This window comes from Sphingopyxis sp. LK2115, assembly GCF_014595975.1.
Classification (GTDB): domain Bacteria; phylum Pseudomonadota; class Alphaproteobacteria; order Sphingomonadales; family Sphingomonadaceae; genus Sphingopyxis.
This window is the reverse complement of sequence record NZ_JABWGQ010000035.1, coordinates 44,180-57,194: the sequence shown is the minus strand read 5'-3', so window position 1 is coordinate 57,194 and position 13,015 is coordinate 44,180. Positions and strand designations below refer to the sequence as shown.

Annotated in this window: 11 protein-coding genes and 2 tRNA genes; 4 read left to right on the top strand and 9 right to left on the bottom strand. The window is 65.8% G+C overall.

Annotated elements, in window-relative coordinates:
* The first annotated feature begins 363 nt into the window (after nt 1-363).
* Together HUW43_RS05535 and HUW43_RS05530 are read left to right on the top strand one after the other, a co-directional pair.
* A complete protein-coding gene (locus HUW43_RS05535; protein ID WP_188236435.1) occupies nt 364-645 on the top strand; it encodes a hypothetical protein in 282 nt (93 codons plus the stop codon).
* A 134-nt stretch (nt 646-779) separates the two neighbouring features.
* Nucleotides 780-856 (top strand) — tRNA-Pro (locus HUW43_RS05530).
* A gap of 30 nt (nt 857-886) precedes the next feature.
* Here HUW43_RS05530 and HUW43_RS05525 read toward each other — a convergent pair.
* From HUW43_RS05525 to HUW43_RS05510, 4 genes are all read right to left on the bottom strand, one after another.
* Nucleotides 887-2,362: a M20 family peptidase gene (locus tag HUW43_RS05525; protein WP_188236434.1), complete on the bottom strand. Its 1,476-nt coding sequence runs from the start codon at nt 2,360-2,362 to the stop codon at nt 887-889.
* A 69-nt stretch (nt 2,363-2,431) separates the two neighbouring features.
* Nucleotides 2,432-2,507 (bottom strand) — tRNA-Ile (locus tag HUW43_RS05520).
* A gap of 68 nt (nt 2,508-2,575) precedes the next feature.
* On the bottom strand, nt 2,576-3,598 hold the full coding sequence (locus tag HUW43_RS05515; protein WP_188236433.1) for a polysaccharide deacetylase family protein: 1,023 nt from the start codon (nt 3,596-3,598) through the stop codon (nt 2,576-2,578).
* A 30-nt stretch (nt 3,599-3,628) separates the two neighbouring features.
* Complete coding sequence (locus HUW43_RS05510; protein ID WP_188236432.1) at nt 3,629-5,257, bottom strand: sensor histidine kinase; 1,629 nt, start codon at nt 5,255-5,257, stop codon at nt 3,629-3,631.
* A 178-nt stretch (nt 5,258-5,435) separates the two neighbouring features.
* Between HUW43_RS05510 and HUW43_RS05505 the strand changes: the two genes are divergently transcribed.
* Nucleotides 5,436-5,909 (top strand): Lrp/AsnC family transcriptional regulator, encoded by a 474-nt coding sequence (locus HUW43_RS05505; protein WP_188236431.1) that lies wholly within the window; start codon nt 5,436-5,438, stop codon nt 5,907-5,909.
* Between the two features lie 78 nt (nt 5,910-5,987).
* Here the strand turns inward: HUW43_RS05505 and HUW43_RS05500 are convergent, their stop codons facing one another.
* Together HUW43_RS05500 and HUW43_RS05495 are read right to left on the bottom strand one after the other, a co-directional pair.
* Nucleotides 5,988-7,268, bottom strand: coding sequence for a tetratricopeptide repeat protein (locus HUW43_RS05500; RefSeq protein WP_188236430.1), 1,281 nt, complete (start codon nt 7,266-7,268; stop codon nt 5,988-5,990).
* A 162-nt stretch (nt 7,269-7,430) separates the two neighbouring features.
* Nucleotides 7,431-7,727: an Hpt domain-containing protein gene (locus HUW43_RS05495; protein ID WP_188236429.1), complete on the bottom strand. Its 297-nt coding sequence runs from the start codon at nt 7,725-7,727 to the stop codon at nt 7,431-7,433.
* A 69-nt stretch (nt 7,728-7,796) separates the two neighbouring features.
* On the opposite strand from HUW43_RS05495, the gene HUW43_RS05490 reads away from it, so the two are divergent.
* The gene (locus tag HUW43_RS05490) at nt 7,797-10,160 is read left to right on the top strand and encodes a hypothetical protein (protein WP_188236428.1); all 2,364 of its coding nucleotides are present in this window, start codon (nt 7,797-7,799) and stop codon (nt 10,158-10,160) included.
* A gap of 167 nt (nt 10,161-10,327) precedes the next feature.
* Here the strand turns inward: HUW43_RS05490 and HUW43_RS05485 are convergent, their stop codons facing one another.
* From HUW43_RS05485 to HUW43_RS05475, 3 genes are read right to left on the bottom strand one after another with little or no spacing between them, the layout of a single operon-like run.
* Nucleotides 10,328-10,588, bottom strand: a complete 261-nt coding sequence (locus tag HUW43_RS05485; protein ID WP_188236427.1) for a DUF1467 family protein — start codon at nt 10,586-10,588, stop codon at nt 10,328-10,330.
* Nucleotides 10,589-10,598: 10 nt separating this feature from the next.
* The gene (locus tag HUW43_RS05480) at nt 10,599-12,233 is read right to left on the bottom strand and encodes a ribonuclease J (protein ID WP_188236426.1); all 1,635 of its coding nucleotides are present in this window, start codon (nt 12,231-12,233) and stop codon (nt 10,599-10,601) included.
* Nucleotides 12,230-13,015 carry a type III pantothenate kinase gene (locus HUW43_RS05475; protein ID WP_188236425.1) on the bottom strand — a complete coding sequence of 262 codons (786 nt, stop codon included), beginning with the start codon at nt 13,013-13,015 and terminating at the stop codon, nt 12,230-12,232. The genes HUW43_RS05480 and HUW43_RS05475 overlap by 4 nt, the downstream gene beginning before the upstream one ends.

The window sequence follows — 13,015 nt, the reverse complement described above, 5'->3', positions numbered from 1 at the left end:
GCTTGGCAATCAGGAGGGAGCCGTTACGGTGCCCGTCCATGCGGGCTGCTTCGGGCATCGGACCGGGCAAGCCGGCGCAAGGCGCGGCAGATCGCGCCGGACCGGGCGCGTTACGGCGCCATTGCCGGCGTCGGGCGCCATGTTCGCGCAGGCGCTTCCGCCTTGCCACGGCCAGGTTTGGCGATTCTATCGCCCTCGCGAATTATTGCCCATCGCACGTTCTTTCGGTAAAGTGACACAAATCCGCCACGCCCCGCCATCTCAATTATTTTTGTTGACGATTCACGCGGAACCTCTAAATCCCGCCGCTCGCGGTTGGGGAAAATCCCGTCGCGGAAAGGCATTTTAGGGAGCCCACACATCATGAAGAAGTTTGCTGCTATCGCCGTTGCTGCCAGCATGTTCGCCCTCGCCGCTTGCGGTGAAAAGGCTGCTGAAGAAGCCACCACCGAAGCTCCGGCTGCCGAAGCGGTCGCCGAAGAAGGCGCTGACGCCGCTGCTGCCGGCGCCGACGCCGCCGCCGCTGGCGCCGAAGCTGCCGCTGCTGGTGCCGACGCTGCTGCCGCTGCTCCGGCCGACGCTGCTGCGACCGCTGAAGCTCCGGCTGCCGACGCCGCTGCTGCTCCGGCTGAAGAAAAGAAGTAAGTCACAGCCCTCCGGGGCATTGACTGAAACGAAAATGGGCGGCCTTCCCTTCGGAAGGCCGCCTTTTTCTTTGCCTGCGATGCGCATGGGATGGACTTGCTCCCCCGTCATGTCTAAGGCGCGGGTCCGGTCGTCGGGGAGTAGCGCAGCCCGGTAGCGCGCCTGCTTTGGGAGCAGGATGTCGCAGGTTCGAATCCTGTCTCCCCGACCACTTCCCCTGTTGGCCAGCCTATCGGCGCACTCATCCGGCCGAGGTCGCGATCAGCCGCGCATAGAAATCGATCATCCGCCGCAGGCTGTCGATCTTCATATGTTCGTTCGTGCCGTGAATCATCGCAGTTTCCTTGAGCGTGAAGTGCATTGGCATGAAACGGTACACATCCTCGGAAACGTCGCCCATGCTGCGGCTGTCGGTCGCGCCGACGACCAGGAAAGGCGCGACGACGGCATCGGCGGCATCGGCGCGCGCGGCGGCGACGACATATTTCCAGCCCTGTGAACGCGTAGACGACACGCGCGAAGGCTCGTTGGGCGGCCTGGCCCAGCTCAGCGTGACGGGGGCATCGCCGACCGCCGCCCTGGCGCGCGCCATCACCTCGGCCGAGCTGTTCCACGGCGCGATGCGATAGTTGATGAGCGCGCTTGCCGTCTGCGGCAGCACATTCTCCTTGGGGCTTCCCTCCAGCATCGTCGGCGCGATCGTGGTGTGGAACGCCGCGGCCGACGAGGGTGACGCCGACAATTGCCGTTTCAGCACCGATCCCAGAAGCCACTGGTTCGCGACCGCCATCTTGGTCGTCCCGCCCTTGTGCGCGGCCAGCGCCTCGACCATTGCCGCGCCGGGACCGCGCATCTCGATCGGGAACGGATCGTCGGTAATCGCGAGCAACGCGCGCGCCAGCGTCGTGACGCCGGTTTCGGCGGGCGGCATCGAACTGTGTCCACCGGGCGCCTCGGCGGTCACTTTCAGCGTCGCATAGCCCTTTTCGGCCACCCCGATCAGGATCGCCGGACCGTCGATCACCGGCGTATCGCGCAGCACGACACTGCCTTCGTCGAGTGTGTAGAGCGCGCGCACGCCTCGCGCCTTGAGCAGCGCCGCCGCCGCCGCCGCGCCCGATCCGCCGACCTCCTCGTCATGCCCCGACACCAGGTAAATGCTGCGTTCGGGAACAAAGCCGCCTTTCGCCAGCGCCTCGATCGCCTCGAACAATGCGACAAGCGAGCCCTTGTCGTCGACGGTCCCGCGGCCCCAGACCGCATCTTCGGCGACTATGCCGGCGAAGGGCGGATATTTCCAGTCCTCCTCGGTTCCTTCGGTTACCGGGACAACGTCCTGATGCGCCATCAGAATGATCGGTGCGCGCCGTGCGTCGCGCCCCGCCCAGCGATAGACGAGCGTGCGATTCGGCAATATCTCGCGCGTCATCGCCATATGCGCGGCCGGATAGGTGGCCGCCAGCCAGCGGTGCAGCCGGTCCCACTCGGCAATCTCGTTTTCCGTGCTATCCTGATGCGAGATGGTGCGGATCTGCACCGCCGCGCCAAGGTTCGCGGCCGCAGCCTTCAGGTCATAGTCGGGCACCGCCGCGAGCCGGACATCGCTGCCGTCGGCAATGTCGGTGGGCGCAAAGGTTGCGGTGCGGATCGCCACCGTCCCGGCGACGATCGCAACGATTGCCAGACCGCCGAACAATATCCTTCGCCGCCTGCCCATACCCCTCTCCCTTCGTAAACGCAGTGGACCGGCTTCGCGCCGGATATGCAAGGGAAATTGGACAGGCAATGGTGGGCCCGGCAGGACTCGAACCCGCAACCTAGCCGTTATGAGCGGCCAGCTCTAACCATTGAGCTACAGGCCCCCTTCGCTGCCCGCAAGGGGATGTGGCGGCGATAGCGGAGCGCGCAGCGCATTGGCAAGCGTCAAGGATCAGTCTGCGGCCGTCCGCTCGGCCATCGCGATGATTTCGGCCCCTGTTGTCGATTCGACCCCGCGCCGCGCGAGATGGTCCAGCACTGTGTCCCACCAGCGATAAAAATGGTCGAGATCCGCCGCCGTGCGGACATAGGGGGTGTTGCCCGGCTGGAGCGACGGCGAATGAAAGGAAAAGTTGAGCACCGGCAGGCGCGCGTCGATGGCGATGTCTATCGCCCGGATTGCGCGATCTGCGGGTATGCCTTCGGGCGTCAGTGCGATGCGCTCGACAAGGCCGAGGCGCGCGAGTGCCGCCCCCGCGCGCAAGCCGCTGCGTGTGACGCGATGGTAGAGCGTTCGCCCCGCCCGCCCCAGCAACCCGTCGAACACCGTCGTCACCGGCACTTCGAGAACCGGCCCGGCTTGCGTCTGCACCCACCAGGGGTAAAGCGGCGCCGCGCGATAGTCCGGGCCATGCCCGGCGCGATAGTCGAAGCCCGATCGCACCGACGTGTCGCAGCGAAAGCCGAGTGCGGCAAGCATCGCGGCGCTTTCGAGGCCGAGGCCGTAACGACCCGCGCGGTAGACGGTCGGCACAACGCCGAATCGGTCGCCGATCGCGTCGCGCAGAATGGTCATTTTGGCGCGTTGAAGCGCGACCGGAAGGTTGCCGGTATAGCTGTTGCGCGCATTCACTTCCTCGTCGTGCGGCGGAGTCACCCACGGATGAAGCTGCGCGCCGATTTCGCAGCGACCCGCGGCGCAGGCGGGACGCAGAATATCGACTGCGCGGTCGTCGGCGACGACGGGCCAGTCGACCAGATAGATTGGCCGCACGGCGGCGCGCTCGAAATAGGTCTGGCAATCGGCGAGCGCGGGGATCGAGCCGAGCGCAAATCCCGTGCGCGCGAAGGGCGCATCCCAGTCGAAATCCTCTTCGGTATCGATCGTCACCCAGAAGCGCGGCCGTTCGCCATCGCCGAGCCGAATCAGCTCGGACGCAGGCGGATATGCGAAGAAATTGCCCGCAGGCTGCACCTTGGCCCCCTTGCCCGTTCAGCGCGCGATCTACTCGCCCTGCTGGAGCTCCCGTTCGGTTTCGGGCTTCGAGGTGGCGGACGGCAGGTGCAAGGTCAAGGCGTTATGCCCGATGTCGAGGCGCCCCCCCGCCGCACGGGCGAGACTGTCGACGAGGCGGAGCGAAAAACCGAGGCTGAGTACGGCCGCGCCCGGCGCTTCGCCGTCGGGGCTGAAACCGGGATCGAGCAGGTCGGCGGCGTCGGCAAAGCGGATCGCCGCCGGGCGCACGATGCGAAGCTGGATCATGTCGTCGTGCGGCGATTCGGTGACAAGCTGGCCGACCAGTATCCCGCCCGGCTCGCAAACATCGACCAGCGCAGTGAGCAGGCGTCCGATCATCCGCCGGGCATCGGCATCGCTCGCCCGCCCCAGAAAGGGGCCGCTGCCGACATGCGCCAACGTCAATTCGATGCGATGTTCAGCCAGCAACGCCGCGAGGTCGGTTTCGACCTGCTTCACGATCGCGGCGACATCGACCGTTTCGTTCGAATCGCGGTCGGGCGCCTTATGACCACGTCGCGCCGCGGTTTCCAGGTCGTCGATGATCGCCTGCACCGACGCCGCGTCGGCGACGATCGTTTCGGCCATTGCACGATAGGATTGGCTGACCGGTCCGAACATCTGGCCCGAAATGATCTGCGCAAAGCCCGATATGGCGTTGAGCGGGCTGCGCAGCTCGTGGATGAGCTGGCGGATCGAATCGCCCGGATCATCCGCCTGAGGTCGGCCATAGGGCGTTTCATTGTGGTGCGGCCGCCGTGCAGTGCCGCGGTAGCCGCGGAACTGCCCCGTCGCCGGATCGAACCAGGGCAGCGCGGAGAAGCGCCATTCGCCCGCTTCGTCGGCCGTTCCCTCCAGCCACAGGCGCGCGCGGACGATCTCGGCGCGCTGGCGAAAGGCTCCCGCGGCGGCCCCGTCGGTGCCGGGCTCGCCCCCAAAGGCCGCATCGGCGATTGACAGGCCGATGACGGCGCCGCGGGTGATGCCGTCGACCCAGTGGATCACGCCATCGGGGCCGGTTTCGAACTGGAAGGATCGCCGCGGCTTTCGGGCCGATGCGGGCTGGTTGCGGCGTGACTGATATTTGTCGATCCGCCGCACCAGTTCGCTGATCTGGCTTGGCGCGGCGTCCGCGACGCTTTCGGCCGGCCGGGTCGGCGCGGATAGGGTGTCGTCCGTCGCCGCCTGCGCCGGGTGCGGCAGCGCCACTGACGCAGCACCGAGCGCAGCCAGCGCGCGGCCGACGCCTTCGGGCAGATCGCGGCGTCCAGCCAGCACCGATCGCGCCATGGCATTTGTCGCGGGCAACAGCGCGAGCCAGTCGGCTTCGCTCAAACGCACCTCGCGCAGAATCGCCGCCGATACCGCCGCAACGTCATGCGCATAGAAGGCGACGAGCGGCGCAAAGCGGCCATGGCGCGCGATCGCGCGCGCGCAATCGCGGCGAACATCCTCCGGAACATGTGGGCGCAGGACGGCAAGCGCATGCAGGCTGCGCCGGACATCCTCTTCCGCCAGTTGATTGCCGCGCTGCGCCAGAATATCGGTGAGTTGCCGCCAGGCCGTGATGCGCGTACGCCGGTCGGCGGGTGCCTGGCGCAAGATGGTCGCGATCATCGAGTCAGCAGTCACGCCAAAACAGCCCCACAGTCGTTGGTTACCCTGTGCTTACCGGCTAGCGTGAATCATCCAGTCACGAAAGTGCCTTAACCATCCACGTCGCATTGTGGGACAATTGCAATCGCCTGAAATATAATTATGGTCATCGCGATTTTGGAAAGCGGATGTTTCAACGATGGCGAGTCAGAAATTCGATCAGATTGATCTGCAGATATTGGACGAATTGCAGAAGAATGGGCGGATAACCAATGTCGAGCTTGCCCAGATGGTGGGTTTGACCGCCCCGCCGTGCCTGCGCCGCGTGCGCGCGCTGGAAGAGGCGGGCGTCATCCGCTCCTATCATGCCGACCTTGACCCGGCGAAACTCGGTTATGGCATTACCGTGTTCGCGATGGTCAGCTTGCGCAGCCAGGCAGAAGCCGATCTGAAAGCGTTCGAGGATTATGTCGGCGGACTGACCGAGGTGCGCGAATGCTATATGCTGAACGGCGAAATCGACTTTCTTTTGAAAGTTGTGGCGCGCGATCTTCAAAGCTTTCAGTCTTTCCTGACCGCTCATCTCACCTCGGCGCCGAACGTTACCAGTGTCAAGACGTCGCTCACCATCCGCACGGCCAAACAGTTGGCAGGCATCCCCGTCGAGCCCTGATCGCCACACGACAAAAAAAAGGGCGCCGCCTCCCGCGGGAGCGGCGCCCTTGTCGCGACGTCGCGACGGCGGCTGCGATCAGCCGGCGGTCGTCGCGACTGGCGCTGCACCGGCCTTGGCGCGCACGGTCCACAGCTTGGCCAGCCGCGCACGGCTGCCTTGCACTTTGGCAAAGCTGGCCGCAGCAGCGTCGCCCTGCCCGGTCAGCGCCTGTGCAACGCCCAGTCGGAACTGCGCAACGGTGTCGGTCGGCGCCCCCTTGAGCGCGGCTTCATAGAGCGGGATGGCCTTTGCCGGCTGGCCGATGCCGACCAGCACGTCGGCGGTCGAACGCGCCGCTTTGGGATTGTTCAGCGTCGCGGGCTTGCTTGCGTCGGCGGCGACAGCGGCGGCGTCGGCGGCCGCACGCGGCGTCTGCGTTTCCAGGATGCTGCCGAAATGGGCGTCGCCCTTGGGAATGACGCCGCTATCCTGTCCCTGACGGATCACGGCGATGGCTTCGCCCGGATAGCCCGCTTCGACCGCCAGCGCCGCATACTCCAGATATTCGGGGCGCTGCGTCATCGCATTGGTCGCGCGCATCAGGCGCAGGATGTCAAGATTGAGTTCCTTGTCGCCACCCGACTGCTGCAACAGGATATAGAGCGTATTTCGCCACGTCGCGGGCGAAGGGTGATCCTCGACCCGCATCGTCAGGACGTCGAGCATCTCATTGGTCCGATTGGCTTTCTGGAAGGCCTGCGCCGGGCGGACGTAAAGCTCCTCGGACGGCTTGGTGCCCGCGGCGCGCGCGGCATCGATGCCCGCCTTGGCGATCGTCCATCCCTGATCAATCTGTCCGGCGTTCAAATAGCTGTCCATCAGGATCGCTGACAAAGCCGGCTCGGTCGAGCCTGCGGCCTTGGCGGCTTCGAGCCGCTGGATCGCCTTGGCGTAGTTTTTCGCGCCATAAGCGAAATTGCCCGAATAGAAATTATAGGTCGCGAGATTCTCCGCCGGGGTCAGCCCCGAATCGAGCATTCCGTCGAGCCCCTGCCCCTGCAGCGCCGTGTCCTTGTTCAGAATGCCGAGCTGAAGCTGATAGAAGGACAGCAGATATTTGTCGTCAGGCGATGTCGCGCTCGCCTGCGCCTCGGTCATCGCCGCCTGCAACGCGGCGGCATCCTTGGCGCCGGTCGCGTCGGTCATCTTCTTGAGCGCGGGAACGAAGCCCTTGCTGGGACTGAGCGATTTGCCCTTGGCGGCTTCTTCCTTCTTGGGTTTCTTCTGCGCTGCGGCGGGGGTCGCGGTCGTCATCAGCGCGCAGCCCAGCAGGGCGGCCATCGCCGTTGCAGGCATCGAGCGGAAATGCTTGAACATCGAAATCTCTCCTCTGAAACTCGTGGGCCGTCCGCCGCGCACGCACGCCCGGCCGCTTGTCGCTAACGCGGCTAAACCCGTCGCGTTGCCATGGCAAGACAGCCGCTATCGATATTTCTCTGGATGCGCGCGGCTGAACGGCGATTGAACCCGCTGCGGCGGTCAGCCGATCTCGTCGATGACGCGGTTGATCGCGCGCAGCACCGCGGGGTCGCCCGGCGCGCCCGCTATCGCTTCCTCGGCGAGTTCGATGAGCGGCACGATGCCGAATGTGGCCGCCAGGCCTTTGAGGCGAAGCGCCGCCATTTCCCAATTGGCGTCGCATCGCGCGCGGCGCAGCAGGTCGGCAAGGTCGCGCGCGCTGGCGGTGAACGCGGCGCGCAGATCCGCCGCCATCGCCGGATCGTCGCCGCACGCGGCGTTCAGATACCGGTCGAGAGGGCCGCTGTCGAACGACATTCCACAGCCTTGCCACCCGCGTAGTTAAGTTTCCGTTTCATGGCGGGCATTTGCTGTTAAGATGGCGGGATGACGGGGGAAAAGAAAATCGTCGGATTGTGGCGGGATTCCGCGGCAAAACCGGAAGCGGACAGCGCAGCGTCGGTCGAAACCGCCGCGCCCGGCGGTGCGCCTGCGGCGGACGCGGATACGGCGGGCGACCGTGAATGGCTGGATATGACACCGTTTGATGACGCCACCGACGCGGTCACCGCAGGGGATGGGATGCCGTCGGCGTGGCGCGAGCGCGGCGTGCCGACGCTTCTGCTCCTTATCGCGCTGGGATGGACGGCGTTTGCGCTCGGCATCGCGACCGATGGTTTCGCGCAAACTCCAGCGCTTGCGGACTGGCCGGGGCTTGTCGCGACGATCGCGATGCCGCTCACCCTGATCGCGATGTTCTGGATGCTCTGGCTGCGCTCTGGCCGCTCGGAACAGGCCCGGTTCGCGCGTGTCGCCGCCGCGTTGCGGGCCGAAAATCAGGCGCTCAACCAATCGATGCACGCGCTTGGTCTGCACCTCGCCGACGCACAGAAGCAGTTGGGCGAACAGGCGCGGCTCGTCCAGCAGCTCGGCCTCGATACGGTCATGCGACTCAGTGAAAGCAGTGACAAGCTCGCCAGCAATGCCTCGGTCATCGCCAATGCGCACGACCAGCTCGCGCGGTCAGGCGATGTCGCGTTGCAGCGGATGGACGGCCTTCTTGCGGGACTGCCGCGGATCGACGATGTGGCGCAGCGGCTCGCGGTCAATTTTCGCGAGGCCGGACTGGTCGCGCACCAGCAGGGCGCGAATCTCGAAGCCAAACTCGCCGCGCTGGGCGAAGAGGCGGCGCGGGCGGCGCAGGCCGGACAGGCGGCGACCGAAGCGCTTCTCGAAGCGATGGTTGCGTTGCAGGAACAGACGAAGGAAACCGAAAGCGGCCTGCTCGCGGCGTCGGCAGAGGTGGTCGGCGCCCATGACGCGGCGCTGGCGCGCGCGACCGACGGCGCGGCATCGGTGCGCCGCATGATGTCGGACACGCTTGCCGCACTGTCCACGCAAAGCGACGAGATCTGGCACCGCTTCCGCGATGGTGTCGACGCCGCGGCGGCGCAAATGGACGCCAGGCTTGCCGCGGCGCGCGATGCCGGCGACGCGATGGGCGCGCAGCTGTCGGCGCACGCCGATGCGAGTGACGCGCTTGCCGCCCGGATCGCCGCGCATGTCGCCGAGGTCGGCAGGCAGCTCGAAACGCTCAACGTCAATGTGGGTGCCAGCACCGGCGTCGTCGGACGCGCGATCGATGACACCAGGGCGCAGCTCGCGGCGTTCCAGGAACAGGTGCAGAGCGGCAATCATGCGTCGGCGCAGTTGATCGCACACGCCGAATCGCTTCTGCTCGCGCTCGATGCGGTGACGCGCGAGCTCGACGAAACGCTGCCGCACGCGCTCGACCGGATCGCCGGACACGGCAAAACGACGCAATCGGCGCTCGCCGAAATCCGCCCACTGCTCGAAGCGTCCGAGCTTGTCGCGCAGTCGACGGCGTCGCACGTCCACGCCGTGCAGGCGACGCTGCGCTCGAACGGGGAGCAGATGGCCGGGCAGGCGGAAGCGCAGCAGGCGATGGCCGACCGCCTGAAAACGTCGCTGGCCGAGGCGGAGGCGGCGCTCGCCAAGCTGCGCGACGGGGCTGAAGCGTTCAGCGAACAAGGCGGCGCACGGATGATCGCGACGCTGGCCGAGGTTCGCGCAACCGCCGATTCGGCGGCGAATGAGGCGCGGCTGACGCTCGAACGGCTCGTCGACGGCGCGCGCGAGACGATGAAGGCGACCGCGAGCGAGGCGATCGACGCCGCCTTCCAGACCGAAATCATGGCGCAGCTCGCGGCGATAGAGGATGCGTCGGCGCGCGCTGTCGCCGCCGCGAACGGCGCCGCCGATCGGCTGATGCGCCAGATGACCGCAATCATGGACACCAGCGCGAGCGTCGAACAGCGCGTGAGCGAGGCCGAACAGGCGATCGCCGCATCCGACCGCGATTCGCTTGCGAAGCAGGTCGGCGTGCTCACCGAGGCGTTGAAATCGACCGCCATCGACGTCACCAAGATTTTGTCGAGCGAGGTGAGCGATGCCGCGTGGGAAGCCTATCTCAAGGGCGATCGCGGCGTCTTTGCCCGCCGCGCGGTCAAGCTGGTCGAGAATAGCGAGGTCAGGGAAATCCTGCGTCTCTATCAGAATGACGACGGTTTCCATGCCGCCGTCAACCAGTTCATCCATGATTTCGAGGCAATGCTGCGCCTGCTGATCGGCGCGCGCGACGGGTCGGCGATCAGCGTGACCTTGTTGTCGTCGGACATCGGCAAGCTTTATGTGGCGCTGGCGCAGGCGATCGACCGGCTGCGGGGCTGACCGGTTCGCTCCCTCCTGTCGGCTGACCGCAGCTTTCGGCCGGAAGCGGCGATCGCCGTCGCTTCAATCCATTGGGGTCTCGACTTCGCGCGATGTGAACGGAAAGGGGTGGTCGTCTCGAATCCCCTCCAATAAGGCAACCGCTATCGTCGGTGCTTACCCCGAACTCACGCGCGCCCGGTCAGCACATCGGGATCGGCCCAGCCGTTCACATAGGCGACGTAATAAATCACAAAGGCCACCGCCGCGACGATCGTCATCTGGAGCAGCACGCGCCCCGGACGAAAGCGCGCCGGGGCGCCGCGATCCTGCCCCGCGACCAGCGGCTCGGCGTCATCGCTCGCGCGGCGTCCGTGAAAGGGCAACACGAAAAAGGCGCTGAACACCCAGAAGAGCGTGAAGATTGCAAGCGCAGAGGTCCATTTCATCGGCCGATCCTCAAATCTCGACGATCATCACATCGACCACCGGCTTCTTCCCCGTCCAGTCGGTCGCGATCCGCCGGACGCCGAGGCGGATCGCTTCGCGCAGCTTTTCCTCGTCGCGCGCGGGGCCGGTCGCGGCCTGTTCGGCGGCTTCGCGCATTTCGTCGACGAAAGCCGCGCGCTCATCCTCGACCGGTACGCCGCGATAGCTGATCGCGCTGTCGACGAAGCGCCTGCCCGAAAAGATCGCCGCGACGGTGATATGACCGTTGAGCGCCAGCTTGCGCCGTTCGTTCATCGTTTCGCCGTCGGCGGGCAGGATGACGTCGCCGTCGAGGACCAGCCGCCCCGCGCGCACGCGCTCGACGATATGTGCCGGCCCCGGCGCCAGACGGCAGAGGTCGCCATTTTCCTGCACCAGCGCGCCCGGCACGCCCTTTTCGAGCGCGAAGCGTGCCTGTTCATGCATGTGGCGGATTTCGCCATGGACGGGCACCACCAGCTTCGGGCGCAGCCAGCCATAGAGCGCGGCCAGTTCGGGTTTGCCGGGATGACCGCTGACATGGATGTGCGCCTGTTTTTCGGTGACGGTCAGCACATCCTTTGCCGCGAGCTGGTTCATGATCCGCCCGATCGCGACCTCGTTGCCGGGGATCTGTTTCGACGAAAAGACGACGGTGTCGCCCGCCTCCAGCTTGATCTGGTGGCTGTCGCCGGCCATGCGCGCAAGCGCCGCCCGCGGTTCGCCCTGTCCCCCGGTCGCGATCACCATCAGCTTGTCGCGCGGCAGGCGCATCGCCTCGTCGAAATCGACCGTCGGCGGGAAATCCTTCAGATAGCCGACCGAACGCGCAACGCCGAGGATGCGGTCGAGCGAGCGCCCCGCGACGCAGAGGCTGCGCCCGGTCGCCCGCGCGACGTCGCCCAATGTCGCAAGCCGCGCCGCGTTGGAGGCAAAGGTGGTGACGACCACCCTGCCCTTCGCCGCGCCGACGGCCTGCTCCAATCCTTTGCGCAGCGCGCCTTCGCTTCCCGATTCTTCGGCGTTGAAGGCGTTGGTCGAATCGCACACGAGGAAATCGACGCCCTCGTCGCCGATCGCGCTGAGCGCCGCGGCGGTCGCGGGCACGCCCAGGATCGGTTCTTCGTCGAGTTTCCAGTCGCCGGTGTGAAAAATGCGGCCATAGGGCGTATCGATCACCACCGCGCTCATTTCGAGGATCGAGTGCGCAAGCGGGACCATGCGAATGCCAAAGGGGCCGATGCGGAAATTGTCGTCGATGTCGACGACCTTGATCTCGACCTCATTCTCCAGCCCCTCTTCGGCAAGCTTGTGCGCGATCAGCCCCGCGGTGAAACGGTTGGCATAGAGCGGCACGCCAAGATCGGCGGCGAGATAGGGGATCGCCCCGATATGATCCTCGTGCCCGTGCGTCAGGATGATGCCCAGGAGGTCGTTCCTGCGGTCCTCGATAAACTCCAGGTCGGGCATGACGATGTCGATGCCCGGATAATCGTGGCTGCCAAAGGTCACGCCCAGATCGAGCATGATCCATTTGCCGTCGCAGCCGTAAAGATTGGCGTTCATGCCGATCTCGCCCGATCCCCCCAATGCGAGAAAAAGCAGCTCCTTGCCCGGAGTCGTCATGTCGTTGGCTTTCGTTGATAATAAAGGTGCATCAGCCCGTTCAGCGTCAGATCGGGTTCGATACGGTCGAACAGATGGGCCTGTTCCTGGAAAAGCGTCGCAAGGCCGCCCGTGGCGACGACGGTGAGCGGCTTGCCGATTTCCGCCTTCATGCGCGCGATCAGCCCCTCCATCATCGAAACATAGCCCCAATAGACGCCGATCAGCATCTGGCTTTCGGTCGTCCGCCCGATCACGCTGGCGCTCGCGGGTGCCTCGATGGCGATGCGCGGAAGCTTGGCGGCAGCGGCGACCAGCGCTTCGAGCGAAAGATTGACGCCCGGCGCGATGATCCCGCCCAGATAGGCGCCGTCGGGGCCGATATGGTCGAGCGTCGTCGCGGTGCCGAAACTGATCACCAGCTTGTCCTTGCCGGGTTCGACCGCCTGTGCCGAAATCGCGTTGACCGCGCGGTCGGCGCCGACCGATTGCGGCTCGTCGACTTTCAGCGCGATGCCCCAGTTCACCGGGTCGCGCCCGGCGATCAGCGCGTCGACGCCGAAATATTTATGAGCCAGCAGTTGCAGATTATGCAGCGCGCGCGGCACCACGGTCGAAATGATCACGGCGTCAACGTCGCCGCGATGATGTCCCTCGATCCGCATCAACTGGTCGAGCCACACCATATATTCGTCGGCCGTGCGCCGGTCGTCGGTCGCGATGCGCCAGCGCGCGAGCAGATCGGCGCCGCGAAACAGCGCGAATTTAGCGTTGGTGTTGCCGACGTCGATCGCGAGCAGCAT

Coding starts and splice junctions, on each gene's coding strand:
- HUW43_RS05480 (WP_188236426.1), bottom strand. CDS start 12,233: ATGACGACTCCGGGCAAGGAGCTGCTTTTTCTCGCATTGGGGGGATCG.
- HUW43_RS05505 (WP_188236431.1), top strand. CDS start 5,436: ATGGCGAGTCAGAAATTCGATCAGATTGATCTGCAGATATTGGACGAA.
- HUW43_RS05500 (WP_188236430.1), bottom strand. CDS start 7,268: ATGTTCAAGCATTTCCGCTCGATGCCTGCAACGGCGATGGCCGCCCTG.
- HUW43_RS05485 (WP_188236427.1), bottom strand. CDS start 10,588: ATGAAATGGACCTCTGCGCTTGCAATCTTCACGCTCTTCTGGGTGTTC.
- HUW43_RS05495 (WP_188236429.1), bottom strand. CDS start 7,727: ATGTCGTTCGACAGCGGCCCTCTCGACCGGTATCTGAACGCCGCGTGC.
- HUW43_RS05510 (WP_188236432.1), bottom strand. CDS start 5,257: ATGATCGCGACCATCTTGCGCCAGGCACCCGCCGACCGGCGTACGCGC.
- HUW43_RS05475 (WP_188236425.1), bottom strand. CDS start 13,015: ATGCTGCTCGCGATCGACGTCGGCAACACCAACGCTAAATTCGCGCTG.
- HUW43_RS05525 (WP_188236434.1), bottom strand. CDS start 2,362: ATGGGCAGGCGGCGAAGGATATTGTTCGGCGGTCTGGCAATCGTTGCG.
- HUW43_RS05535 (WP_188236435.1), top strand. CDS start 364: ATGAAGAAGTTTGCTGCTATCGCCGTTGCTGCCAGCATGTTCGCCCTC.
- HUW43_RS05490 (WP_188236428.1), top strand. CDS start 7,797: ATGACGGGGGAAAAGAAAATCGTCGGATTGTGGCGGGATTCCGCGGCA.